Below are 23,103 nucleotides of genomic sequence, written 5' to 3'. Positions count from 1 at the left end.
ACGAGTAATATTTCGTTCGGAGCGCAGGTCGCCCCGATCGGGAACGGCCGCTTCAGGCGCCTATGCTGCCTGCAAGTAGGCAGCAGAGAAATGTCGACGCAGTAGGAGAGCCGGCGTGAGCTTGAGGATCGTTGTCACTGTGAAGTACGTGCCCGACGCCACTGGCGACCGGCACTTCGCCGATGACCTGACCGTCGACCGGGACGACGTGGACGGTCTGCTCTCCGAGCTCGACGAGTACGCCGTCGAGCAGGCGCTGCAGATCTCCGAGAACTCGGACGACGACGTCGAGATCACCGTTCTGACCGTGGGCCCCGAGGACGCCAAGGACGCGCTCCGCAAGGCCCTTTCGATGGGCGCCGACAAGGCGATCCACGTCGAGGACGACGATCTGCACGGCACCGACGCCATCGGCACCTCCCTGGTGCTGGCGAAGGCGATCGAGAAGGCCGGCTACGACCTGGTCATCTCCGGTATGGCCTCCACCGACGGCACCATGGGCGTCGTCCCCGCGCTGCTCGCCGAGCGTCTGGGCGTCCCGCAGGTCACCCTGCTGTCCGAGGTCTCCGTGGAGGACGGCACGGTCAAGGGCCGCCGCGACGGCGACGCCGCCTCCGAGCAGCTCGAGGCCTCCCTCCCGGCGGTCGTGTCGGTCACCGACCAGTCGGGCGAGGCGCGTTACCCGTCCTTCAAGGGCATCATGGCGGCCAAGAAGAAGCCGGTTCAGTCCTGGGACCTGGAGGACCTGGAGATCGAGGCCGACGAGGTCGGCCTGGAGGGCTCCTACACGGTGGTCGACTCCGCGGCCGAGCGTCCGGCCCGTACCGCCGGCACGATCGTCAAGGACGAGGGCGAGGGCGGCAAGCAGCTCGCTGAGTTCCTCGCGGGCCAGAAGTTCATCTAAGGCCCAACACCCTTCCGCCCCCTCAGACTTCGCATTCCGCAGGAGAGCAATCCCATGGCTGAAGTTCTCGTCTACGTCGACCACGTGGACGGTGCCGTCCGCAAGCCCACCCTGGAGCTGCTGACGCTGGCCCGCCGTATCGGCGAGCCCGTCGCCGTCGCGCTGGGCAACGGCGCCGCCGACACCGCCGCCGTCCTCGCCGAGCACGGCGCGGTGAAGGTCCTCACCCACGACGCCTCCGAGTACGCCGACTACCTCGTCGTACCGAAGGTCGAGGCCCTGCAGGCCGCCTACGAGGCCGTCTCCCCGGCCGCCGTGCTGGTCCCGTCCTCCGCCGAGGGCAAGGAGATCGCCGCCCGTCTGGCGCTGCGCATCGGCTCCGGCGTCATCACCGACGCCATCGACCTGGAGGCCGGCGACGAGGGTCCGGTGGCCACCCAGTCGGTGTTCGCCGCCGCCTTCACCACCAAGTCCCGTATCGCCAAGGGCACCCCGGTCATCACGGTCAAGCCGAACTCGGCCGCCGTGGAGGCCGCCCCGGCCGCCGGTGCGGTCGAGGCCCTCGCCGTGACCTTCTCCGAGAAGGCCACCGGCACCAAGGTCACCGCGCGCACGCCGCGTGAGTCGACCGGCCGCCCCGAGCTGACCGAGGCCGCGATCGTGGTCTCCGGCGGCCGTGGTGTCAACGGCGCCGAGAACTTCGCGATCATCGAGGCGCTCGCCGACTCCCTCGGCGCGGCCGTCGGTGCCTCGCGTGCCGCCGTCGACGCCGGCTGGTACCCGCACACCAACCAGGTCGGCCAGACCGGCAAGTCGGTCTCGCCGCAGCTGTACATCGCCTCCGGTATCTCCGGCGCGATCCAGCACCGCGCGGGTATGCAGACCTCGAAGACGATCGTGGCGATCAACAAGGACGCCGAGGCCCCGATCTTCGACCTGGTCGACTACGGCGTGGTCGGCGACCTCTTCGACGTCGTCCCGCAGCTCACCGAGGAGATCAAGACCCGCAAGGGCTGATCGTCCGAAGGCTCACCGAGGCCCCCGCGACCGTTCCGACGGCCGCGGGGGCCTCGGCGCGTTCAGCCCAGGGTCAGCGAGGCCTGCACGGGCAGATGGTCGCTGGGGAACTGGCCGTCCACGGCGAAGGTGTTGATGGTCGCCCGGTGCGCGGTGACGCCCGGCGTGGTCAGGATCCAGTCGATACGGTCGCCGTCCGGGACCAGCGGACGGTAGCCGTGGAAGGTGGCGTACTGGGCGCCGCGCTCGGCAGCCGTGTCCCAGGTGTCGAGCAGACCGGCGCCGAGCAGGGTGTCGTAGACGACGTTCTTGTGCGCGGCCACGTTGAAGTCGCCGGTCACCACGACCGGCAGGGCGGGGTTGAAGTCCCTGATCCGCTCGGCGATGAGGGCGGCGCTGCGTTCGCGCGCGGGCTGGCCGCGGTGGTCGAAGTGGGTGTTCATGACGTAGAACTCCCGGTCGCCGTCGCGCAGATCGCGGAAGCGGATCCAGGTGACCATGCGGGGGAAGGCCGCGCCCCAGGTGTTGGAGCCGATCACGTACGGGGTGTCGGAGAGCCAGAAGTGTTCGTACTCAAGAGGGCGGACGCGGCGGGTGTCGTAGAAGATCGCCATGGATTCGTCGGCGCTGCCGTGCAGGCGGCCGGTGCCGATCCAGTCGTAGTGGCGGCCGAGGTCGGCGTCGATGTCGAGCAGCTGTGGGAAGAGGCCCTCCTGGGTGCCGATGACGTGCGGGGCCTCGCGGCGCAGCAGCTCGCGCATCACCGGTCTGCGGACAGCCCAGCTGTTGGGCTCGGTGGTGCTCGCGAAGCGCAGGTTGAAGGACATGATCTCCAGGTGGCGGCGTGGGCGTTCCTCCGCCGCGGCGGATTCGGAGGTCAGTGCTGTACTGGAGAGGGGCATGGTGGCCGCGGCGGCTAACGCGGCTTTCAGGCCCAGACGGCGCGTGACTCGGCTGTGGTGCGGCACGGGGGCTCCTTCGGTGGGATCTGCCGGACGAGTCGTGCGGACGTGCCCAATGAGTGTCATAGCGTGCCATGAGGTGGACGTGAACATGGCGAGATGGCGGGGTGGCTCCCCGTGGACATGGTGTTGACCATCCGGAAGGTCCCCGGATAACTTCGTTCTACGGATTGTTGATTCCGTACAGCGGAAAACAGGAGGGTGTGGGATGGGTCAGGGCCAGCAGGAGAAGGTGGCGACGAGCCTCGCGGGCGCCGTCAGCGAGGAGATCAGCGCCTCCCTCGCCCCGGTCGACGCCGAGCTGGAGCGCCGCTACCCCGGAGACCCCGGCACCCGCCAGCCCGTCCACACCGTCTACGTCCCCGGCGAGGTCTTCGCCGCGGACACCGTCCGCTCCTGGGGCGACCAGGCCCTGGCCGCGCTCGACGAACACGCCCCCGACGCCGCCTCCTTCGCTGCCGTCCTCGGCCTCACCGACGAGCTCGCCGAACCCGTCTACGCGCGCGTGCGGGCCAAGCTGGAGCGCGAGCCCATCGAGGACCTGCGCGTCGACTTCGAGGACGGCTACAAGGGCCAGGACGAGGACCGGGACGCCGCCCGCGCGGCCCGGCTGATCGCCGAGGCGTACGAGAACGGCACGGCGGCGCCGTACATGGGCATCCGCATGAAGTGCATGGAGGCCGCCGTCCGCGACCGCGGCATCCGCACCCTCGACATCTTCCTCACCGGTCTGGTGGAGGCGGGCGGTCTGCCCGACGGGCTGGTGCTGACGCTGCCCAAGGTGACCTACCCCGAGCAGGTCACCGCCATGGTCCGGCTCCTGGAGGCCTTCGAGAAGACGCGCGGTCTGGAGCCCGGTCGGCTCGGCTTCGAGATCCAGATCGAGACCAGCCAGTCCATCCTCGCCACCGACGGCACGGCCACCGTCGCCCGGATGATCCAGGCCGCCGAGGGCCGCGCCACGGGCCTGCACTACGGCACCTTCGACTACAGCGCCTGTCTCGGCGTCTCGGCCGCCTACCAGGCCAGCGACCACCCGGCCGCCGACCACGCCAAGGCGATCATGCAGGTCGCCGCGGCGGGGACGGGGGTCCGGGTGTCGGACGGATCGACCAACGTTCTTCCGGTCGGTACGACGGAGAAGGTCCACGACGCCTGGCGGCTGCACTACGGCCTCACCCGCCGCGCCCTCGCCCGTGCCTACTACCAGGGCTGGGACATGCACCCCGGCCACATCCCGACCCGGTACGCGGCCGTCTTCGCCTTCTACCGCGAGGGCTTCGAACAGGCCGCCGCGCGTCTTGCCCGCTACGCGAACCGGGCCGGGGGCGACGTCATGGACGAGCCGGCCACCGCCAAGGCGCTCAGCGGCTATCTGCTGCGCGGGCTGGACTGCGGGGCGCTGGACACGGGCGAGGTCGCCCGGCTCACGGGTCTTACGCGGGCCGATCTGGAGGGCTTCGCTTCGCCCCGGCGCGGTGACCTGACGCCGTGAGGGGTGTCGGTCTGCCCTGTCACCGCTGACCCTTAGTCTGTACGGCACGCATTGGTGGGCCACAGGAACGGGGCAGCGGTGTCGGGGGAGTACGGACAGACGGACGGGGTCGGCCGGCTGCTGGCCGGGCGCTATCGCGTCCTGGCCCAGCTCGGGCGCGGCGGCATGGGCGTCGTCTGGCGGGCCGTCGACGAGGTGCTCGGCCGCGAGGTCGCGGTCAAGGAACTGCGCACCTACACCGACGCCGACGGCCCCGAACTCGACGGCCTGCGGGTGCGGATGCAGCGCGAGGCCCGCGCGGCGGCCCGGGTGCGCCACCCGGGAGTCGTGGCCGTGCACGACGTCACCGAGGTCGACGGGCGTCCGCTGATCGTCATGGAGCTGGTCGACGGTCCCTCCCTGGACGACGTGCTGCGCGAGCGCGGCACCCTCGACGCGCGCGAGGCGGCCGGGATCGGCGCCAAGGTCATGGAGGCGTTGGCCGCCGCCCACCGCGCCGGAGTCCTGCACCGCGACGTCAAGCCGGGCAACATCCTCCTCGACCGTTCGGGCCGGGTGGTCCTGACCGACTTCGGCATAGCCACCATGGAGGACCCGGGCGACGGCTCCGCCACCCACCTGACCCGCAGCGGCGAACTGGTCGGCTCCCTGGACTACTTGGCGCCCGAACGCGCCCAGGGCGCGGACCCGGGCCCGGCCTCCGACGTCTGGGCTCTGGGCGCCACGCTGTACGCCGCCGTCGAGGGCACGTCGCCCTTCCGCCGGACCTCGACCTTCTCCACGCTCACCGCGATCGTCACCGAGCCGCTGCCCGAGCCGCACCATGCCGGACCGCTCGCCCCGGTCCTCCAGCGGCTGCTGGACAAGCGCCCCGAGGGCCGCCCGGAGGCCGAGGAGGCCCGCGAACTCCTCCAGGCGGTCGCCGACTCGGGCGGCCGGGACACGCCCACGACGACCCTGCGCGGACCGGCTCCGGCGCCGGAACGGGCGGTGACGGAGCGCAGTGTTCCGATGGTGCCGCCGGGTTTCGGGCCTCCCACGAACACCCCCGGCACGCCCGGCCAGGTCGCCCCCTCCGGGCCCGGCGCGACCAGCCCCATGGACAACCCCGGCCCCTCCCGCCGCAAGAGCCGTGCCCTGCTCGCCGCCGCTGCCGTCACCGTCGTCCTCGCCTCGGCCGGCGTCACCGTCGCCCTGCTGAGCAACGGCGACGAACCCAAGGCGGCCGGACAGCCCACCTCGAGCGCAGGCTCCGCCACCCCGACACCCTCGCGGACCGGTGGCGGGGCGAGCCCCGACGGCTCGGCCGACGCGAAACCGAGCAAGGGCGACGAGAAGAGCCCGACCCCGAGCAGCTCGCCGAGCCGCAGCACCGAGACCGAGCCGTCCGCGAAGCCCACTCCCACGCCGAGCAAGACCTCCGGCGGAGGCGGCGCCACGACCCCGGCGGCGGCCTGCAACCCCATCGGCGGCGGCAAGTACAACTGCGAGGTCTGGCGCACCGCCAAGTCCTACACCGCCGACGGCACCGAGGTCGGCATTCTGGGCGCGGGTACCAACTACTTCTACTGCCAGCAGAACCTGGGCCGCCGCGAAACCTCCGGCGAGTGGACCAACGTCTGGTGGGCCAAGACCGACGACGACAGCGGCAACGCGGACGTCTGGGTCAGCGACGTCTACGTCAGGGGCGGCGACAACGACGAGCCGGTGCCCGGACTCCCGGTCTGCTGAACGACGTACCGCTCCAGACCGTGCACGGTCACCAGCTTCTCCCGCGCGAACAGCCGCGTACCGCGCTCGCACAGCCGCCGGTCCGCGCGTGCCCGCGTGCAGAACTCCTCCGGGGTGACCCCGAACAGCTCTCTCAACCGGGCGGACCCCAGGAGCAGTTCGGTGAGCAGCTTCCGCTGTCCGGGGTGGGTGCGCGGAGTTTCGGTGCCGTTGTGCAGAACGCCACGGCGATTGACGTACGAGAAGACGCCCGGGAGCGTGGTGCCGTCCGCCAGGTCGATCCGTACCTCGGGGGAGGGCAGCCAGACGCGCCGGTAGTTGCCGTACGGCAGCGGTACGCCTTCACTGGCGTCGATCACGGCGAGCTGCTCGGCGTCGAGCCACAGGACGAACAACTCCCGTACGGCTTTGGGCGCATGGAAGGGTGATGCCGACACATATCCGAGTCGGCTCACATGTGCGGACACACCAATTTCCAGGCCCGTGACACGGACCTTGACCATGGGGATCGGCGAGGCGATGCCGGACTCGGCCATCTTGTGCCGCAGTTGGCCCGGGCAGGCGTTGGAGCCGATCGCGAGTACGGGGGTGCGGTCCGGGTGGGTCAGCCGGTCCAGGGTAAGGAAGCGCTCGCCGTCCAGGAGCCCGGAATCCGCGGGCCAGGTGCCGGGGTAGAGCAGCGGATGGTCGCGGGGCGCCATCGCGAGGCCCAGTGCCTGAAGGGTGCGCGTGTCCATCGCTCGCTCAGTCCGCCGGGGGCAGCTCGCCCGAGCCCCGGGTGATCAGCCGGGTCGGCAGCTCGATGCGCTCGGGCGTCACCAGGCTACCGTCCAGCTGCCGGAACAGGCGCTCGGCGGCGGTCCGGCCGATGGCTGCCGCGTCCTGCGCGACGACCGTGACGCCCGGCTGCAGCAGATCGGCGAGTTCCAGGTCGTCGAAGCCGACCAGCGCCACCCGGCGGGCATGCTCGGCCAGGACCCGGATCACGGTGACCGTCACCCGGTTGTTGCCCGCGAAGATCGCGGTGACCGGCTGGGGGCCGGCGAGCATCTCCTCGGCGGCCCTGCGCACCCGCTCGGGGCCGGTGACGCCCAGGGACATCCAGGAGTCCGCCACGGGTATCTCCGCGTCCTCCATGGCCGCCCGGTAGCCGCGCAGCCGCTCGGCGGCGGTGTGGATGCGGGGCATGTCGCCGATGAAGCCGATCCGGCGGTGCCCGTGGGCGATCAGATGGGCGACTCCGTCCCGGGCGCCGCCGTAGTTGTCCGACAGCACGACATCGGCGTCGATCTTCCCGGCCGGACGGTCCACGAACACCGTGGCGACGCCCGCCCTGATCTCGGGCTCCAGATACCGGTGGTCGTCCCCGGCCGGAATCACCACCAGACCGTCCACCCGCCGCGCGCACAGCGCCAGCGCCAGCTCCTGCTCACGGTCCGGGTCCTCGGCGCTGGAGCCGTTGATCAGCAGCGCGCCGTGCGCCCGGGCCACCTCCTCGACCGCGCGGCTGAGCGGGCCGTAGAACGGGTCCGCGAGGTCCTCAAGGACCAGGCCGATGCTGGCGGTACGGCCCTTGCGCAGCACCCGGGCACTGTCGTTGCGGCGGAAACCCAGGGCGTCGATGGCCTCCTGGACGCGGCGCTCCGTCTCGGGCGTGACACCCGGCTCGCCGTTGACGACCCGCGAGACCGTCTTCAGTCCCACTCCCGCACGAGCCGCCACGTCCTTCATCGTCGGCCGGTTGCCGTAACGGTTCCCGGGGGTGCGGTCGGCGCGGCGGATGGTCTCGGGCACGATGCGGGTCCTGTCCTGTTCGTCCACGGGGATGCGGCGATCCACAGTTTGTATGAGGATGTGGCGTCGAGCATAGAGCCTGGACAACGTTGTCAGATGCAAGGGACACTGTCCACCGCACTCTCCGGCCTGCGCCCCACCGCGAGACCGGCCTGCCCTTTTCCGCATGGTTGACCGGGAGATCTGACTCTGATGCACACCGACCTCGTGGCCGCGCTCGACATCGGCGGAACGAAGATCGCCGGAGGTCTTGTGGACGGCCACGGCCGGATCCTGGCGCGCGCCCAGCGACCGACCCCGGCGCGGGAGAACGGTGACACCGTGATGGGCGCCGTCGAGGCGGTGCTCGGCGAACTGACCGCGAACCCCCTGTGGACGCGGGCGACGGCCCTCGGGATCGGCAGCGCGGGCCCCGTGGACGCCTCCGCCGGCACGGTCAGCCCGGTGAACGTGCCCGGCTGGCGCGACTATCCGCTGGTGCGGCGGGTCCGGGAGGCGACGGGCGGACTGCCGGTCGAGCTGATCGGCGACGGGGTGGCCATCACGGCGGCCGAGCACTGGCAGGGCGCCGCGCGTGGCCACGACAACGCCCTGTGCATGGTGGTGTCCACGGGTGTCGGCGGCGGTCTCGTCCTGAACGGACGGCTGCACCCCGGCCCCACGGGCAACGCCGGCCACATCGGCCACATCAGCGTCGATCTCGACGGTGACCCGTGCCCGTGCGGGGCGCGCGGCTGCGTGGAGCGCATCGCGAGCGGCCCCAACATCGCCCGGCGCGCCCTGGAGAACGGCTGGCTGCCCGGCGCGGACGGCGACACCTCCGCCGCCGCGGTGGCCGCCGCCGCCACTGCCGGCGACCCGGTCGCCGTGGCCTCCTTCGAGCGGGCCGCACAAGCCCTGGCCGCCGGCATCGCGGCCACCGCGACCCTGGTCGAGATCGACATCGCCGTCATCGGCGGCGGAGTGGGCAAGGCGGGCGAGGTCCTGTTCGCCCCCCTGCGCAAGGCCCTCGGCGACTACGCCACGCTCTCCTTCGTACAGCGCCTGGTGGTGACACCGGCTCAGATGGGCACGGACGCGGGGCTCGTGGGGGCGGCAGCGGCGGCGCTCGCCTGGCGGAAGGACGCGGCCAGGGTCTGACTGCCCTCGGCAGGAACGTTCCGGCGGACTCGGCTCGTCCTTGTGCGGGCGAGTCGATCAATTGGCGGCGATTAATTCCGGCCAAATGACAAGCTGCACCAAGCTTTTGAGTTGGCTCAGGCGATCATCGCGGTGGTTGCCAACTCGACGCGAGAAGTCGTGGAGCTGGAGGCCACCTTTGAAGGATCAAGGCAATCTCGCAGGTGTGCGGCGCGGCGCGGGCCCCTGGTGATCCCTTGTCGTGATCCCGATCGCCTGACAAGCTTTGTGAGTTGGCGGCCAAGCGGGGGCATGTGTTTTCAAGTTGGTTGTCTTATTTGGTTGTTGGCCCAGGTCCCAAGGCCGGCAGCCAAGCGGCGTCGAGGGCTGTTCCCGCAGGTGAAGTGCGATATGAGGATACCCTTCCCGATCCCTGTCACACCGCCAAGTGGGGCCGCAGGAAAGCGTCGGCGAGCGCGGTTGTCGACTGTCGGACCCGCCTGTCGTGATCTGACAGGGGTGACCTGAGCAGGGCGCCAGAATGGAAATGCGGCTCCCCGCTGTCGACGAGGAGCCGCGAGACAATTCGCTCTGCTCAAGGAGGAATCATCAATACCCAGACTACGGGGCCGGAGCCTCCAGAAGAAACCACGTCATCGGATTCGAGCCGAGCAGCCGTCGCGCCTTTCGGTGCCGCACTGAGCGGTGCGATTCTCGCTCTCGCTTTCCGCGATCACACGGTGCTGTACCTGTCCGTCTCCGTCGCCGCCGCCCTGCTGACCGTACTCATGGTCACCGTGGCGCCGGCGGTGTGGTCACGCAGTCCGGAGCGCAGGGCGGCCGCGATGGCCGTACTGGATACGCTGCTGGGGCGGTCGCGGTGAGACGGCGCCCGTGACCCATGGGCGGTTTGCCAGTTGAACCGGTCATGAAGAAGCGCAGCATGCTCGCCATCGCCTCCCTGGCCACCGGTTTTGTCGTCGCGGCGGTCACGCCGTCCCACTCGCTCGGGAGTGACCTGACCGACCTGGACGTGGGCAAGACCCTCAGTACCCTCGACGACACGGTCGCCAGTGACAGTCTGGCCATTGAGGACAACGCCCTTGGGCAGAACGACTGACGAGGCCGACGGCACGGCGCCGGTGCCCCTGTTCCAGGGGCACCGGCGCCGTCGTGCGTGCACCCTCAACTGGGGCTGGTTTCCGTGGCAGGGTGGAGCGGGCAAGCCACAGGGGGCCATCAGAAGAGGGGGACACGTGATCGTTTGGATCAACGGCGCGTTCGGTGCGGGGAAGACCACCACCGCACGGGAACTGATCGAACTGATCCCGAACAGCACGCTCTTCGACCCCGAGGTCATCGGCGGAGCACTGCCGCACCTGCTCCCGCCCAAACACCTCGCCGAGGTCGGCGACTTCCAGGATCTGCCGATCTGGCGACGACTCGTGATCGACACGGCGGCCGCGATGCTCGCCGAACTCGGCGGGACCCTCGTGGTCCCCATGACCCTGCTGCGCCAGGAGTACCGCGACGAGATCTTCGGCGGCCTTGCCGCGCGCCGGATCGCCGTACGGCACATTCTCCTGGCCCCGGCGGAAACGATACTGCGCGAGCGAATAGCGCATCGGGAGGTCCCCGACGTCCCCGACGGCGAGCTACGGACCCAGCAATGGGCGTACGACCACATCGAGCCCTACCGCTCCGCCCTCGCCTCCTGGCTCACCGCCGACGCTCACCCCGTGGACAGCGGCCGGCTCACCCCGTACCAGACGGCCGCCCGGATCGCCGAAGCCGTCGCCTCCGGAGAGGTGCCGGTCTGCGACATCGTGCAGACGCCCGAGCCGACCGCCGAGACGCTCGCCGCCGGAGTGCTCCTCTTCGACGAGCAGGACCGGGTGCTGCTCGTCGACCCCACCTACAAAGCCGGCTGGGAGTTCCCAGGCGGGGTCGTCGAACCCGGAGAGGCGCCCGCGCGCGCGGGCATGCGGGAGGTCGCCGAGGAGACGGGCATCCGGCTGGAGGACGTACCCCGCCTCCTCGTCGTCGACTGGGAACCGCCCGCACCTCCCGGTTACGGCGGACTGCGTCTCCTCTTCGACGGCGGCCGGCTCGACTCCGCCCGGGCCGGGAGCCTGCTGCTGCCGGGCCCCGAACTGCGCGACTGGCGTTTCGTGACCGAACAGGAGGCGGCCGACCTGCTGCCGCCCGTCCGCTACGAGCGCCTGCGCTGGGCCCTGCGCGCCCGGGAACGCGGGGCCGCGCTCTATCTGGAGGCGGGGATTCCCACCCCGTGACCGGCGGTGCTCAGCTCGCCGCGTAGTTGCGCAGGAACAGCGCCTCCGCCACGGAAAGCCGCTCCAGCTCCTCGGGCGACACGCTCTCGTTCACCGCGTGGATCTGGGCCTCCGGCTCGCTCAGCCCGATCAGCAGGATCTCCGCCTCCGGGTAGAGGGCCGCGAGGGTGTTGCACAGCGGAATGGAGCCGCCCTGACCGGCGTACTGCATCTCCTGGCCCGGGTAGGCCACGGCCATCGCCCGGGCCATCGCCTCGTACGCCGGGCTCGTGGTGTCGGCGCTGAACGCCTGGCCCTGCCCGACCTGCTCGCTGCGCACCCGCGCACCCCAGGGCGTGTGCGCTTCCAGGTGAGCCTGGAGCAGCTTGGTCGCCTCGGCCGCGTCCACGCCCGGCGGCACCCGCAGGCTGATCAGCGCGCGGGCACTCGACTGCACGGACGGGGTCGCGCCGACGACGGGCGGGCAGTCGATGCCGAGGACCGTGACGGCCGGCCGCGCCCAGATGCGGTCCGCGACCGTGCCGGAACCGATCAGCTCCACACCGTCCAGCACCTTGGCGTCCTTGCGGAACTGCTCCTCGTCGTACTGCAGTCCGTCCCACGCGGACTCCGGCGCGAGCCCGTCGACCGTCGTCGAACCGTCCTCGGCGCGCAGCGAGTCCAGTACGCGGATCAGGGCGCCCAGTGCGTCCGGGGCGGCGCCGCCGAACTGGCCCGAGTGGAGGTTCCCCGCCAGCGTGTCGATCTGCACCCGGAGCATGGTCATCCCGCGCAGCGTCGTGGTGACCGTCGGCAGACCGACCCGGAAGTTGCCCGCGTCGCCGACGACGATCGTGTCGGCCTTCAGCAGGTCGGGGTGTGCCTCGGCGTACTGCTCAAGGCCACCCGTGCCCATCTCCTCGGAGCCCTCGGCGATCACCTTGATGTGCACCGGGACGCCGCCGTTGGCCTTGAGCGCGCGCAGCGCCAGCAGGTGCATGATCAGGCCGCCCTTGCAGTCGGCGGCCCCGCGCCCGTACCAGCGTCCGTCGCGCTCGGTCAGCTCGAACGGCGGGGTCCGCCAGGCGGTTTCGTCCAGCGGCGGCTGCACGTCGTAGTGGGCGTAGAGCAGGACCGTCTTCGCGCCCGCCGGGCCGGGCAGGTAGCCGTACACCGACTGAGTGCCGTCGGGGGTGTCGAGCAGGGCCACGTCCTCGAAGCCCTCGGCGCGCAGCGCGTCCGCGACCCAGCGCGCGGCGCCCTCGCTCTCGCTGCGGGGGAACTGGTCGAAGTCCGCCACCGATTTGAACGCCACCAGTTCGGTGAGCTCTCGCTTCGCCCTCGGCATCAGCGAGGCGACGGTCTCGGCGACCGGATTCGACGACATGGGCACGCTCCTTGTAGGTGCGACGTTGTACGTGTGCGTACTTCTGTGTACGGCTGATCGTGCGAGCGTAGGTCCCGCCGGGTGGGGTGGGCACCTACGCTGCCGATCCTCCCACAGCGGCCTGCGGTGACCGCCGCCGTAGGATGCGGGAGACAGCAGCGGCAGGCGGCTTGATCGGGAGCAGTAGACCATCGTGAGCAGCGAGAACTCTTCGGCGGACGACGTGCGGCAGGTGTGGGACGTCGTCGTGGTCGGCGCGGGGCCCGCGGGGGCCTCGGCCGCGTACGCGGCGGCGGTCGCGGGGCGGCGTGTGCTGTTGCTGGAGAAAGCCGAGTTGCCGCGCTACAAGACCTGCGGCGGCGGAATCATCGGCCCCTCGCGCGACTCCCTGCCGCCCGGCTTCGAGCTGCCGCTGCGCGACCGGGTGCACGCGGTGACGTTCTCGCACAACGGCCGCTTCAGCCGCACCCGTCGTTCCAATCAGATGCTGTTCGGGCTGATCAACCGGCCCGAGTTCGACCAGCAGCTCGTGGAGCACGCGCAGAAGGCGGGCGCCGAACTGCGCACCGGCGTCACCGTGCAGCGGGTCGAGCAGCACGGCTCGGCGGTGCCGGACCGGCGCACGGTCGCCGTGGTCCTGCAGGGCGGCGAGACACTGCTCGCGCGGGCGGTGGTCGGCGCGGACGGCAGCGCCAGCCGCATAGGAGCGCATGTCGGGGTGAAGCTCGACCAGGTCGATCTCGGCCTGGAGGCGGAGATCCCGGTGCCGGAGACCGTCGCCGAGGACTGGCAGGGGCGGGTGCTCATCGACTGGGGGCCGATTCCCGGCAGTTACGGCTGGGTCTTCCCCAAGGGCGACACCCTCACAGTCGGGGTGATCTCCGCGCGCGGCGAGGGCGCGGCCACCAAGCGGTATCTGGAGGAGTTCATCGGGCGGCTCGGGCTCGCCGGGTTCGAACCGAGCATCTCCTCCGGCCATCTGACGCGCTGCCGGGCCGACGACTCGCCGCTGTCGCGCGGGCGGGTCCTGGTGTGCGGGGACGCGGCGGGGCTGCTGGAGCCGTGGACCCGGGAGGGCATCTCCTTCGCGCTGCGGTCGGGACGGCTCGCGGGGGAGTGGGCGGTCCGGATCGCCGAGGCGAACGACGCGGTGGACACCCGCCGCCAGGCCCTGAACTACGCGTTCGCGGTCAAGGCCGGGCTCGGCGTCGAGATGAGCGTCGGCAAGCGGCTGCTGGCCGTGTTCGAGCGGCGCCCCGGGTTGTTCCATGCCGCGCTGACCGGGTTCCGGCCCGCGTGGCGGGCGTTCATGGGCATCACCCGCGGGTCCTCGTCGCTTGGCGAGCTGGTGCGCAGCCATCCGATGGCCCAGCGCGCCCTGACCGCGATGGACCGGCGGACGGTGGGCGGCGAGTCCGGGGCCGAGTCCTAGAGGGCAGGTTCCAGAAGGGTCCTGAGACGCCGTTGGTTCGTCACTCCTGACGCGGGAGGTCGAGCCAGCGGTCGTCCTGGAACTCGGCCGGGACCTCGTCCTCCCACGGATCGATCCCACGGCGCTCGAGCTCGTCGAACCAACGGTCCCGCTGCGACTCGGGAAGGCGTTGTCCGCACCAGGGACAGAAGTCGATCGTGATGCTCGACGCGCCGCCGTCATGGATGATCAGCCCGTACTCCTGGAACCTGGCGCTGAAGCCGACCAGGGCGTCCGGGCAGGCGAAGGGGTCGTCGTGCTGGTCGCACCGCACGTTCACCCGGCTGGTCATCGCCGGGCAGCAGTGATCGGTCATGACCTCGGCTTCTCGTCGATCGGCACCATGACCGGAAGTAGATCATGGTCGGCGTTCGACGCGGACTTCAGCTCTTGATCGTGACCCGGAACACCGGGTGGTCCGGGGCGATCCGGCGCAGGTCGGCGTCGGGGGAGTCGGGGCCGACTCCGTTGAAGAAGACGCCGACCTCGGCCTTCCAGCGCTTGAGGTAGGCGCGGAGCAGGGGCACCTTGTCGTCGTCGGCGATCTCGGTCGCGGTGAAGGCGTCCACCTTCTTGCCGAGGTGCAGCTCGCCGCCGCCGGCGGCGCGCATGTTGTGGGTCCACTGGACGTGGCCGCGCGGGGCGACGAGGTAGTGCTGGCCGTCGACGGTCAGGAGGTTCACGGGGGTGGTCCGCCACTGGCCGCTCTTGCGGCCGCGGACGGCGAGGACGCGGGAGCCCCACACGCTCAGGCCGCGGCGGGTCAGCCAGGCCACGGTGCGGTTGAAGACGTTGACGGTGAACCAGCCGGGCTTCTTGACGTGCGTGGACATGGGACCTCCGGTAGGCCGAGCACTGCTCTCTTTGGAGAGCGGTGCTCTTTGTTGTGAGCGCTGATCTCGCCGCTGTCGCTTCAGTGTGGACGAGATCAGTGATCCAAAGCAAGAGCAGTGCTCTCTTTTGTGTTCGCTGCTCTTGTTTGTGTGCACTGCTCTCGCTTTCATGCGACACTGCCCCGCATGAGCACCGCACACGGCAGCACCCCACAGGGAGCCCGGGCCCGGGCCAGGATCGAGGTCACGGCGGCCATCAAGGACGAGGCGCGCAGACAGCTCGCCGCCGACGGCGCCGCCAAGCTCTCGCTGCGCGCCGTGGCCCGCGAACTCGGCATGGTCTCCTCCGCGCTCTACCGTTATTTCCCCAGCCGCGACGACTTGCTGACCGCGCTGATCATCGACGCCTACAACTCCGTCGGCGAGAGCGCCGAGGCCGCGCGCGACGCCTTCGCCGACGCCGGCCCCGGGCACCGCTGGATCGCGGTGTGCGAGGCCGTACGGGGCTGGGCGCTGGCGCATCCGCACGAGTACGCGCTGATCTACGGTTCACCGGTGCCCGGCTACACCGCCCCCGACACCACGGTCCCGGCCGCGTCCCGGGTCGGCCAGGTGTTCATCGGCATCCTGCGCGACGCCCACAAGGGCCTCGGCCTCGCCAAGCCACGCCTGCCCGCCGAACTGCGCCCCGAGGCCGAACGTATGGCCGCCGACTTCGCCCCCGACCTTCCCCCGGAGACGATGGCGGCGCTCATCGCGGCGTGGGCCCAGCTCTATGGTCTGGTCGGCTTCGAGCTGTTCGGCCAGTTCCACCGGGTGGTCGAGGACCGCGAGCGGTTCTTCCGGCATGCCGTGAGCCAACTCGCCCAGGGCGTGGGCCTGGTGTATCCGCAGACCGGACCGGCCGGCTCGGGGAAGTGACGGCCGTTCGGCGGCGTACTTCGCCGGGAGTACGCGTGATCACCTCGCCCGGGTGACGCGGCCCGGCGGTGGTGGCGTCTAGCGTGGCGGGCATGGAGGAGCAGCGTGTGCCCGTGGTCGGTCCGCCGCAGTGGTGGCGGAGCGGGCCGTCGTGGTGGAGGCAGGAAGAGCAGGGGCGGTGGCCCTGGCGGTCCACCGTTGTCGTCACCGCCTTCGTGCTCCTCGGGTCGAACTTCGCCGCCAAGGAACAGGTGGGCGAGCGGGCCGACCTCGATGCCTTCGCGCGCGTGCTGCTGCTCGTGGCCGGGCTTCTGCTGCTGTGGCGGCATCGCTATCCCGTCGCCGTCGCCTTCGGTACGGCCGGTGCCGCCATGGTCTACCTCGGCGCCGGATATCCGTACGGGCCCGTCTTCCTCACCGTGGCGATCAGCTGCTTCAACGCCATCGTCGCCGGGCATCGACGGGCCGCCTGGGCGGCCATGGGCACCTTGTGGGTCGGGCATGTGCTGGTCGCCCACTGGCTCTACCAGTGGCTCCCGCCCTCCGGGGACTCCGCCGCTCCCTGGGGACAGGAAGGTGTGGTCGCTGCCTGGGTCGTGGCCATCGTGGCGCTGTCGGAGCTGGTACGGACCCGGCGTGAGCAGTGGGCCAAGGAGCGGGCCGAGCGGGCGCAGGCGGCTCGGCGGCGGGCCGACGAGGAGCGGTTGCGGATCGCGCGGGAGCTGCATGACGTCCTGGCGCACAGTATCTCCGTCATCAACGTTCAGGCGGGCGTCGGACTCGCGCTCCTCGACTCCGATCCCGAGCAGGCCCGGACGGCGCTGACCACCATCAAGGCCCAGAGCAAGGAGGCGCTCGGCGAGGTGCGGCAGGTGCTCGACACACTCCGCGCGCCGGGTGACGCGCCGCGCGCGCCCGCGCCCGGGCTCGACCGGCTCCCCGAACTCGTGGACCAGGCCGCCGGCGCGGGCCTGACCGTCGAGGTGCACGGCACCCCGCCCCCGCTGCCGCCGGGCACCGACCTCGCGGCCTTCCGGATCGTGCAGGAAGCCCTCACCAATGTCGTACGGCACTCGGGATCGCGGCACGCGCGCGTGCACCTCGAGCACGAGGGCGGGGCGTTGCGGATCCGCGTCGACGACGACGGGCCCGCGACCGGCGCCGACGCGGGCGGCAGCGGCAACGGACTCGCCGGAATGCGGGAGCGGGCCGCCGCCCTGGGTGGCACGATCGAGGCGGGCCCGCGCGCCGACGGCGGTTTCCGGGTGCTCGCCGTACTGCCGCTCAGCGTGAAGGAGGACGACCGGTGATCCGCGTACTGCTCGCCGACGACCAGTCACTGGTGCGGGCCGGTTTCCGGGCGCTGCTCGACGCGCAGCCCGACATCGAGGTGGCCGGAGAGGCCGCCGACGGCGAGGAGGCGGTGCGCGCGGTGCGTGAACTCGCCCCCGATGTCGTGCTGATGGACATCCGGATGCCGGTGCTGGACGGGCTGGCCGCGACCCGGCGGATCACCGAGGACGACCGGCTGAAGGAGGTGAAGGTGGTCATGCTCACCACCTTCGAGCTCGACGAGTACGTCTTCGAGGCGATCCGCTCCGGGGCCTCCGGCTTCCTGGTCAAGGACACCGAACCGGATGAACTCCTGCGCGCCGTACGGGCGGTGGTCGGCGGGGACGCGCTGCTCTCACCGGGGGTGACCCGACGGCTGATCGCCGAGTTCGCAGCCCGTTCCAAGGAGCCCGCGGCCGCCGACGCCCTCACCGAACTCACCGAGCGGGAACGGGAGGTGATGGCCCTGGTCGGGATCGGCCTGTCCAACGAGGAGATCGCCCGCCGTCTCGTCGTCAGCCCTCTCACCGCCAAGACCCACGTCAGCCGAACCATGGTGAAGCTGGGCGCCCGCGACCGGGCCCAACTGGTCGTTCTCGCCTACGAGTCGGGATTGGTACGGCCGGGCTGGCTGGGCTGAGCCGCCCGCCGGAAACGCATCAGCACGCTGATCACACGGGCGGCGAGGAGCACCACGGCGAGCCACTTCCCGCCCTGCCACAGCAGCGACTCCACGGCCCCCGGAAGATCGAACAGCAGCGCCGGACCGACGACGGCCCCGAAGACCACCCCCGCCGCGAACACCGCGCTGAACAGCGCGTACCCCAACTCGACGACGAAGGCGTCCTGCTCGTCCTTGGTGCGCCGACCCCCGTGAAGACTCATGTACGGAGTGAAACAGGCGTGTGCCCGGCCGGGCAAGCGACAGCGACCCCGGCCGGGCACACGCGTGGAGGCGATCCCCCCTTAGGTCCTGTCGTCACATTCCCGCCTGCCCGGCGGGGTCTGGCACGCACTCCCCCAGAGGGGGGACCCCCAGCCGCGTTGCCGAACCGCCCACGTGGCTCCGCCACGAGGGCGCTCCGGCGCCTTGCGATCGCACGCGCCAGACCCCGCCGGGCCCGCCCTTCGGGCGGACGACGGGAATGTGACGACAGGACCTAGTCGCGGACCGGAACCCGGTCCGCCTCCGCCTCCCGCACGGTGGACTTGGCGACCACCACGGACGGCTGGGCCGGGCGCGACCCGCGCAGGCCCGTGAGTGTGATCAGCAGGCCCGCGAGGGCGACGAACGCCACCACCACGAAGCCGGGACGGTAGCTGTCGAGGACACCCTGCGGGGTGGGGCTGTCGGGTGCCCCGGCGGTCACGACCGCGGTCACCACAGCGAGGAAGATCGCGCCGCCCACCTGTACCGAGGTGTTCAGCAGACCGGAGACCATGCCCTGCTCGTGGTCGTCGACGCCGTTGGTGGCCTGGATGTTGAGCGACGGGAAGACCAGCGCACAGGCCGCGCCGATCAGCAGCATCGACGGCAGGATGGTCGCCGCGTACACCGGGTCGAGGTCGACCTGGAGGAACAGGGCGTAGCCGACGACCATGAGCGCGAAGCCCACCGCGATCAGCCGCTGGGTGCCGAAGCGGTCGACGATCGAGCCGACCTTCGTCGAGGAGAGCGCGACCAGCGCGCCCGCGGGCAGGAAGGCGAGCGCCGTGTGCAGCGCGGACCAGCCGAGCAGCGACTGCATGTAGAGCGTGGTCAGGAACTGGAAGCCGACGTACGAACCGAAGAACGCGATGGCGCCGAGCTGGGCGCGGATCTGGTTGCCCGAGCGCAGCACGCCGAGCCGGATCAGCGGGCCGGGCGAGCGCCGTTCGACCAGGACGAAGGCGGTCAGCAGGACGGCCACGGCGAGGAAGGACAGCAGTGTCCGGGCGGAGGCCCAGCCGACTTCGGGAGCCTGGACGACCGTGAACACCAGCAGCAGCATCGAGGCGGTGCCGAGGACGGCGCCGGGGATGTCGTAGCCGTTGTGGTCCTTCTCGCGCGGGGTGCGCGGGAGCATCTTCAGGCCCACCACCAGGGCGATCAGGGCGATCGGCGCGGGCAGCAGCATGGTCAGGCGCCAACTGGCCTCGGTGAGCAGTCCGGAGAGGACCAGGCCCATGGAGAAGCCGGTGGCCGCGCAGGTGGTGTAGATGGCCAGGGCCCGGTTGCGCAGCGTGCCCTCGGGGAAGGTCGTGGTGATGATCGACAGACCGGCCGGGGCCGTGAACGCCGCGCTCAGGCCCTTGATGAAGCGGCTGGCGATCAGCAGCGGACCGGAGTCGACGAGCCCGCCGAGCAGGGAGGCGAGCGCGAAGACGCCGAGAGCCACCAGGAAGACCTGCCGCCGGCCCAGCAGGTCGGCGGTGCGTCCGCCGAGGAGCAGCAGTCCGCCGTAACCGAGGATGTAGCCGCTGACGATCCATTGCAGCGTCGAGGTGGAAAGGCCCAGGTCGGCGCCGATGGACGGCAGGGCGACGCCGACCATCGAGACGTCCAGGGCGTCGAGGAACATCGCGGCGCAGAGCACCAGCAGGGTGCCCCACAGCCGGGGGGTCCAACGTCCGTCGGACGTGGGGGTGGTGAGCGGAGAGGTCATGTCGCAGACACTACATGCGCATGCATCGGATGCAAATGCATTTAAGTCCGATGCAACAAACTTGTTTCTCTGCTACGGTGCGGCCATGGCGGCGAAGAAGGCCGAGCAGGCGCTCGTGGACCAGTGGCGGGACATCCTGGCGCTGCACGCCCGCACGCAGTGCGAACTCGACCGTGCGCTGCATCAACACGGCTTGTGCGGCAGCGACTTCGAGGTGCTGGACGTGCTGGCGGTCGGCGCGTGCGCGCAGCGTGTGCAGGAGATCGCCGAGCATGTCCATCTGAGCCAGAGCGCCTTGTCGCGGCTGATTGCGCGCCTGGAGAAGGACGGCCTCGTCGGTCGCCACATGTGCCCCGAGGACCGGCGCGGGGTGAAGGTCGCGCTCACGGACAAGGGGCGCGCGCTGCACGGCGAGGTGCTGCCGGTGCAGCGCGCGGTGCTGACCCGGATGCTGTCGAACTGAACGCGGTCAGCCTCAGTTGACGGCGGACTTCTCCCGCCACAGCGCTGCCACCGCGGCGTCACCGTGCACGCTCGGGAGCGGCAGCCGGTTCCACAGCGCGGGATACAGCTGCGCGATCGGCCCGGCCACTTCGCAGTCGGCCTCCCCGACGTCCTCCCGCACCGCCGCCGGCGGCTCCTGGGACAGTCGTACGGTCCACACCGCGTCGTCCATGTCGGTCGCCCGCACCCGCAGGACCCGGGGCTCGGCGCAGCGGACCTGGCTCTTGTCGCGGGCGTGGACGCCGAGGAGCAGCTCGTCTATGCCGTCGGCGGCGAAGGCGGCGTCGATCCCGGTCGGCGTACCGCCGCGTGCCGCCTCCGCGTCGAAGCGGTGGATCGTGGTCTCGTGCGCCTGACGGCGGGCCCAGAAGGCGAGCGGGGACGGCGCGGGCAGGAAGTGCCAGCACTGGATGTCGGGTTGGGCGTCGGTGAGGGTGTCGACGAGCCGGCGGTGTCCCGCGCGGAACCAGGCCGTGAGCTCGGTGCCGTCGAGGTCGGGCGGACCCGCGGCGGGCTGGAAGGCGGTGTGTCCCTCGGCGACGAACGCGGTCGCCCAGCGGTGCACCTTGCCCGTGTGCCGCAGCAGGTCACGCACCTGCCACTGAGGGCAGGTCGGCACCTTGGCTTCGGTCCCGGCCCGCTCGGCCGCCTCGGCGAGCAACTCGCCCTCCCGGTCCAGGACGTGGATGAACTCGGCAGTCTCCATGGGGCCGAGTGTGCCCGATGGAGTGCGGTCGAAGGGTAGTGGCCGTAAGGGTTTCGTCATCGGTTCAGGGATGCCGTACGCGTCGGTGATCCGTTGGAATGAGAGCCGACAGGAACTCTCAGGGATCGGGGGAAGGTTATGGGGCGCGTACGGAAGTCGCTGATCGTCGGGGTGCTGGTGGTGGCCGTCGCCGGGGTCGGGCTCGGGCTGTACTGGTTCCAGCCGTGGAAGCTGTGGCAGGACGAGACGGTGGACGAGGCGCTGCCAGTGGCGGTGGGGACCTCCGCGCCACCCGCGACCGCGGATCCGTCCGCGCCGGCCGGTCCACGGATCCTGGCCCGCGGCGAGCTGATCAGCCACGAACACGACACCTCGGGCAGTGTGAAGCTCGTACGGCTGGCCGACGGATCCCATGTCGTCCGGCTGGAGAACCTCGACACCAGCAACGGCCCCGACCTCCGCGTCTGGCTGACCGACGCCCCCGTGAAGGAGGGCACCGCCGGCTGGCGCGTCTTCGACGACGGGCAGTACGTCAGCCTCGGCAAGCTCAAGGGCAACAAGGGCAGCCAGAACTACATCGTCCCGGCCGACCTCGATCTGACGCGGTACAGCAGCGTCAGCATCTGGTGCGACCGGTTCGACGTCTCGTTCGGAGCGGCGGAGCTTGCGCAGGCCTGAGCCTCCGGTCGGCCTTACCGCAGCCCGGCAGGACTCTGCGCTCATGGCGGCCTGAGCCCGCCGTACGCGCAGAGTCGCCGTCAGCCGCTTGCCGTGTGCCGGGTCGCGAAGCCGATGGCCGCGGCGACGGCGGCCAGGACCGCGACGCTGGTCAGGGCCATGGGCAGGGAGGACCACTCGGCCATGAAGCCGATCGCGGGCGGTCCGAGGAGCATGCCGCCGTAGCCGAGGGTGGAGGCGGTCGCGACGCCGCTCGGGCCGGCGAGGGCGCCGGCGCGTTCGATGGCGACCGGGAAGAGGTTGGCGAGTCCGAGGCCGGTGATGGCGAAGCCGACCAGCGTGGCCCATACGGAGGGGGTGAGCGAGCCGAGGAGCATGCCCGCGGCCGCGGTGGCGCCACCGACCACGACGGTACGGGTGCGGCCGAGCCGCTGGAGGAGCGTCGACCCGGTCAGCCGGCCGAGCGTCATGGCGAGCGCGAAGCAGGAGTAGCCCACCGCCGAGAGTCCCGGCGAGGCGTCCAGGTCCTGCTCGAGATGCAGGGCACCCCAGTCGGCCATCGCGCCCTCGCCGTACGCCGTGCACAGCGCGATCAGCCCGAAGACGGTGACGAGTCCACGGGTACGGCGGTCCAGGCGCCGTGGGCTCGCCTCCCGTGGTCGCGCCACCTGCGGCGGTTCGATCCGCAGGAGGACGCGCCCCGCGAAGAGGGTCACCAGGAGCCCGACGACGGTGAGGCCGAACAGGTGCCGCGTGGGGGAGAGGCTTCCGGCGACCAGCCCGCCAAGGCCCGCGCCCACCATTCCGCCCAGGCTGAAGGCCGCGTGGAAGGTGGGCATGATCGGCCGCTGGAGCGCGGCGACGAGGTCGACGGCGGCGCTGTTGAAGGCGACGTTGATGCTGCCGTAGGCCGCGCCGAACAGCAGGAGCACGGCGGTGAGTGCCGGGACGGAGTGGGTGAGCGGGGGGAGGGCGACGCTGAGGGAGAGCAGTACGGCGCAGACGACGGTGACCGGATGGGTGCCGTAGTGGCGGCAGAGGCGGCCGGTGAGCGTCATGGTGATGACGGCGCCCGCGGAGACGCCGAGGAGGGCGACTCCGAGGGCGCCGGCGGAGGCGTTGACCTGTTCCTTGATGGCGGGGATGCGGACGACCCAGCCGGCGAAGACGAAGCCGTCGAGGGCGAAGAAGATGGTCAGGGCGATGCGGAGGCGGGTGAGGTCGGTGGTCGTGCCCGGCACGACCTTGTGCGAGCGGGGTTTGTTTATTTGCGGCACAAAGTCAGGCTAGGTCTGGGGTGGGGTGGGGGCAAGGCCCTCGGTGGTGCTCGT

24 protein-coding genes are annotated in these 23,103 nt (G+C 71.1%); 14 read left to right on the top strand and 10 right to left on the bottom strand.

Going from position 1 to position 23,103, the window contains the following annotated elements:
* The first annotated feature begins 115 nt into the window (after positions 1-115).
* Together OHT76_RS04740 and OHT76_RS04735 are read left to right on the top strand one after the other, a co-directional pair.
* On the top strand, positions 116-904 hold the full coding sequence (locus tag OHT76_RS04740) for an electron transfer flavoprotein subunit beta/FixA family protein (protein WP_328869465.1): 789 nt from the start codon (positions 116-118) through the stop codon (positions 902-904).
* Positions 905-958: 54 nt separating this feature from the next.
* Complete coding sequence (locus tag OHT76_RS04735) at positions 959-1,921, top strand: electron transfer flavoprotein subunit alpha/FixB family protein (protein WP_328869464.1); 963 nt, start codon at positions 959-961, stop codon at positions 1,919-1,921.
* Between the two features lie 62 nt (positions 1,922-1,983).
* On the opposite strand, the gene OHT76_RS04730 is transcribed toward OHT76_RS04735, so the two are convergent.
* Positions 1,984-2,889 carry an endonuclease/exonuclease/phosphatase family protein gene (locus OHT76_RS04730; RefSeq protein WP_328869463.1) on the bottom strand — a complete coding sequence of 302 codons (906 nt, stop codon included), beginning with the start codon at positions 2,887-2,889 and terminating at the stop codon, positions 1,984-1,986.
* 202 nt (positions 2,890-3,091) lie between these two features.
* Between OHT76_RS04730 and OHT76_RS04725 the strand changes: the two genes are divergently transcribed.
* A complete protein-coding gene (locus OHT76_RS04725) occupies positions 3,092-4,378 on the top strand; it encodes a DUF6986 family protein (RefSeq protein ID WP_328869462.1) in 1,287 nt (428 codons plus the stop codon).
* Positions 4,379-4,543: 165 nt separating this feature from the next.
* Positions 4,544-6,109 carry a protein kinase domain-containing protein gene (locus OHT76_RS04720; RefSeq protein WP_443049907.1) on the top strand — a complete coding sequence of 522 codons (1,566 nt, stop codon included), beginning with the start codon at positions 4,544-4,546 and terminating at the stop codon, positions 6,107-6,109.
* Here OHT76_RS04720 and OHT76_RS04715 read toward each other — a convergent pair.
* Complete coding sequence (locus OHT76_RS04715; RefSeq protein WP_328869460.1) at positions 6,055-6,846, bottom strand: hypothetical protein; 792 nt, start codon at positions 6,844-6,846, stop codon at positions 6,055-6,057. The genes OHT76_RS04720 and OHT76_RS04715 overlap by 55 nt on opposite strands.
* Before the next feature lie 7 nt (positions 6,847-6,853).
* Positions 6,854-7,903 (bottom strand): LacI family DNA-binding transcriptional regulator, encoded by a 1,050-nt coding sequence (locus OHT76_RS04710; protein WP_328869459.1) that lies wholly within the window; start codon positions 7,901-7,903, stop codon positions 6,854-6,856.
* 192 nt (positions 7,904-8,095) lie between these two features.
* Between OHT76_RS04710 and OHT76_RS04705 the strand changes: the two genes are divergently transcribed.
* The 4 genes from OHT76_RS04705 (at position 8,096) to OHT76_RS04690 (ending at position 11,316) form a co-directional block, all read left to right on the top strand.
* Entirely contained in the window at positions 8,096-9,043 is a 948-nt protein-coding gene (locus OHT76_RS04705; protein WP_328869458.1) for an ROK family protein, read from the top strand.
* 719 nt (positions 9,044-9,762) lie between these two features.
* Positions 9,763-9,906: a hypothetical protein gene (locus OHT76_RS04700; protein ID WP_328869457.1), complete on the top strand. Its 144-nt coding sequence runs from the start codon at positions 9,763-9,765 to the stop codon at positions 9,904-9,906.
* A 44-nt stretch (positions 9,907-9,950) separates the two neighbouring features.
* The gene (locus tag OHT76_RS04695) at positions 9,951-10,142 is read left to right on the top strand and encodes a hypothetical protein (RefSeq protein WP_328869456.1); all 192 of its coding nucleotides are present in this window, start codon (positions 9,951-9,953) and stop codon (positions 10,140-10,142) included.
* A gap of 136 nt (positions 10,143-10,278) precedes the next feature.
* Positions 10,279-11,316, top strand: a complete 1,038-nt coding sequence (locus OHT76_RS04690) for an NUDIX hydrolase (protein ID WP_328869455.1) — start codon at positions 10,279-10,281, stop codon at positions 11,314-11,316.
* 10 nt (positions 11,317-11,326) lie between these two features.
* Here OHT76_RS04690 and OHT76_RS04685 read toward each other — a convergent pair whose 3' ends face one another.
* Positions 11,327-12,682 (bottom strand): dipeptidase, encoded by a 1,356-nt coding sequence (locus OHT76_RS04685; protein WP_328869454.1) that lies wholly within the window; start codon positions 12,680-12,682, stop codon positions 11,327-11,329.
* A 193-nt stretch (positions 12,683-12,875) separates the two neighbouring features.
* Between OHT76_RS04685 and OHT76_RS04680 the strand changes: the two genes are divergently transcribed.
* Positions 12,876-14,114, top strand: coding sequence for a geranylgeranyl reductase family protein (locus OHT76_RS04680; RefSeq protein WP_328869453.1), 1,239 nt, complete (start codon positions 12,876-12,878; stop codon positions 14,112-14,114).
* A gap of 40 nt (positions 14,115-14,154) precedes the next feature.
* On the opposite strand, the gene OHT76_RS04675 is transcribed toward OHT76_RS04680, so the two are convergent.
* Entirely contained in the window at positions 14,155-14,469 is a 315-nt protein-coding gene (locus tag OHT76_RS04675; protein WP_328869452.1) for a DUF6980 family protein, read from the bottom strand.
* A 67-nt stretch (positions 14,470-14,536) separates the two neighbouring features.
* Positions 14,537-14,986: a nitroreductase family deazaflavin-dependent oxidoreductase gene (locus OHT76_RS04670; RefSeq protein ID WP_328869451.1), complete on the bottom strand. Its 450-nt coding sequence runs from the start codon at positions 14,984-14,986 to the stop codon at positions 14,537-14,539.
* 186 nt (positions 14,987-15,172) lie between these two features.
* Here OHT76_RS04670 and OHT76_RS04665 point away from each other — a divergent pair, with 186 nt between their 5' ends.
* From OHT76_RS04665 to OHT76_RS04655, 3 genes are all read left to right on the top strand, one after another.
* Positions 15,173-15,907, top strand: a complete 735-nt coding sequence (locus OHT76_RS04665; RefSeq protein ID WP_328869450.1) for a TetR/AcrR family transcriptional regulator — start codon at positions 15,173-15,175, stop codon at positions 15,905-15,907.
* A gap of 92 nt (positions 15,908-15,999) precedes the next feature.
* Positions 16,000-17,217 (top strand): sensor histidine kinase, encoded by a 1,218-nt coding sequence (locus OHT76_RS04660; protein WP_328869449.1) that lies wholly within the window; start codon positions 16,000-16,002, stop codon positions 17,215-17,217.
* Positions 17,214-17,879, top strand: coding sequence for a response regulator transcription factor (locus tag OHT76_RS04655; protein WP_328869448.1), 666 nt, complete (start codon positions 17,214-17,216; stop codon positions 17,877-17,879). Before OHT76_RS04660 ends, OHT76_RS04655 begins: the two co-directional genes overlap by 4 nt.
* Here the strand turns inward: OHT76_RS04655 and OHT76_RS04650 are convergent.
* Both OHT76_RS04650 and OHT76_RS04645 read right to left on the bottom strand, forming a co-directional pair.
* Entirely contained in the window at positions 17,840-18,124 is a 285-nt protein-coding gene (locus tag OHT76_RS04650; protein ID WP_328869447.1) for a DUF6332 family protein, read from the bottom strand. The genes OHT76_RS04655 and OHT76_RS04650 overlap by 40 nt on opposite strands.
* 275 nt (positions 18,125-18,399) lie before the next feature.
* Positions 18,400-19,884 (bottom strand): MFS transporter, encoded by a 1,485-nt coding sequence (locus OHT76_RS04645; RefSeq protein ID WP_328869446.1) that lies wholly within the window; start codon positions 19,882-19,884, stop codon positions 18,400-18,402.
* An 85-nt stretch (positions 19,885-19,969) separates the two neighbouring features.
* On the opposite strand from OHT76_RS04645, the gene OHT76_RS04640 reads away from it, so the two are divergent.
* Positions 19,970-20,347, top strand: a complete 378-nt coding sequence (locus OHT76_RS04640; RefSeq protein ID WP_328869445.1) for a MarR family winged helix-turn-helix transcriptional regulator — start codon at positions 19,970-19,972, stop codon at positions 20,345-20,347.
* A 12-nt stretch (positions 20,348-20,359) separates the two neighbouring features.
* On the opposite strand, the gene OHT76_RS04635 is transcribed toward OHT76_RS04640, so the two are convergent.
* Positions 20,360-21,094: a maleylpyruvate isomerase family mycothiol-dependent enzyme gene (locus OHT76_RS04635; RefSeq protein ID WP_328869444.1), complete on the bottom strand. Its 735-nt coding sequence runs from the start codon at positions 21,092-21,094 to the stop codon at positions 20,360-20,362.
* 138 nt (positions 21,095-21,232) lie between these two features.
* Between OHT76_RS04635 and OHT76_RS04630 the strand changes: the two genes are divergently transcribed.
* The gene (locus tag OHT76_RS04630) at positions 21,233-21,772 is read left to right on the top strand and encodes a DM13 domain-containing protein (RefSeq protein ID WP_328869443.1); all 540 of its coding nucleotides are present in this window, start codon (positions 21,233-21,235) and stop codon (positions 21,770-21,772) included.
* Between the two features lie 80 nt (positions 21,773-21,852).
* On the opposite strand, the gene OHT76_RS04625 is transcribed toward OHT76_RS04630, so the two are convergent.
* Positions 21,853-23,013 carry an MFS transporter gene (locus tag OHT76_RS04625; protein WP_328876452.1) on the bottom strand — a complete coding sequence of 387 codons (1,161 nt, stop codon included), beginning with the start codon at positions 23,011-23,013 and terminating at the stop codon, positions 21,853-21,855.
* Between the last annotated feature and the right edge of the window lie 90 nt (positions 23,014-23,103).

Source organism: Streptomyces sp. NBC_00287 (assembly GCF_036173105.1).
Taxonomy (GTDB): domain Bacteria; phylum Actinomycetota; class Actinomycetes; order Streptomycetales; family Streptomycetaceae; genus Streptomyces.
This window is presented reverse-complemented; position numbering and strand designations above follow the sequence as displayed.

Excerpts from the sequence above, each read along its gene's own strand:
- OHT76_RS04645 (WP_328869446.1), bottom strand. The coding sequence starts at position 19,884 with ATGACCTCTCCGCTCACCACCCCCACGTCCGACGGACGTTGGACCCCC.
- OHT76_RS04675 (WP_328869452.1), bottom strand. The coding sequence starts at position 14,469 with ATGACCGATCACTGCTGCCCGGCGATGACCAGCCGGGTGAACGTGCGG.
- OHT76_RS04715 (WP_328869460.1), bottom strand. The coding sequence starts at position 6,846 with ATGGACACGCGCACCCTTCAGGCACTGGGCCTCGCGATGGCGCCCCGC.
- OHT76_RS04635 (WP_328869444.1), bottom strand. The coding sequence starts at position 21,094 with ATGGAGACTGCCGAGTTCATCCACGTCCTGGACCGGGAGGGCGAGTTG.
- OHT76_RS04640 (WP_328869445.1), top strand. The coding sequence starts at position 19,970 with ATGGCGGCGAAGAAGGCCGAGCAGGCGCTCGTGGACCAGTGGCGGGAC.
- OHT76_RS04720 (WP_443049907.1), top strand. The coding sequence starts at position 4,544 with ATGGGCGTCGTCTGGCGGGCCGTCGACGAGGTGCTCGGCCGCGAGGTC.
- OHT76_RS04725 (WP_328869462.1), top strand. The coding sequence starts at position 3,092 with ATGGGTCAGGGCCAGCAGGAGAAGGTGGCGACGAGCCTCGCGGGCGCC.
- OHT76_RS04670 (WP_328869451.1), bottom strand. The coding sequence starts at position 14,986 with ATGTCCACGCACGTCAAGAAGCCCGGCTGGTTCACCGTCAACGTCTTC.
- OHT76_RS04735 (WP_328869464.1), top strand. The coding sequence starts at position 959 with ATGGCTGAAGTTCTCGTCTACGTCGACCACGTGGACGGTGCCGTCCGC.
- OHT76_RS04705 (WP_328869458.1), top strand. The coding sequence starts at position 8,096 with ATGCACACCGACCTCGTGGCCGCGCTCGACATCGGCGGAACGAAGATC.
- OHT76_RS04695 (WP_328869456.1), top strand. The coding sequence starts at position 9,951 with ATGAAGAAGCGCAGCATGCTCGCCATCGCCTCCCTGGCCACCGGTTTT.
- OHT76_RS04630 (WP_328869443.1), top strand. The coding sequence starts at position 21,233 with ATGGGGCGCGTACGGAAGTCGCTGATCGTCGGGGTGCTGGTGGTGGCC.
- OHT76_RS04665 (WP_328869450.1), top strand. The coding sequence starts at position 15,173 with ATGAGCACCGCACACGGCAGCACCCCACAGGGAGCCCGGGCCCGGGCC.
- OHT76_RS04660 (WP_328869449.1), top strand. The coding sequence starts at position 16,000 with ATGGAGGAGCAGCGTGTGCCCGTGGTCGGTCCGCCGCAGTGGTGGCGG.
- OHT76_RS04685 (WP_328869454.1), bottom strand. The coding sequence starts at position 12,682 with ATGTCGTCGAATCCGGTCGCCGAGACCGTCGCCTCGCTGATGCCGAGG.
- OHT76_RS04650 (WP_328869447.1), bottom strand. The coding sequence starts at position 18,124 with ATGAGTCTTCACGGGGGTCGGCGCACCAAGGACGAGCAGGACGCCTTC.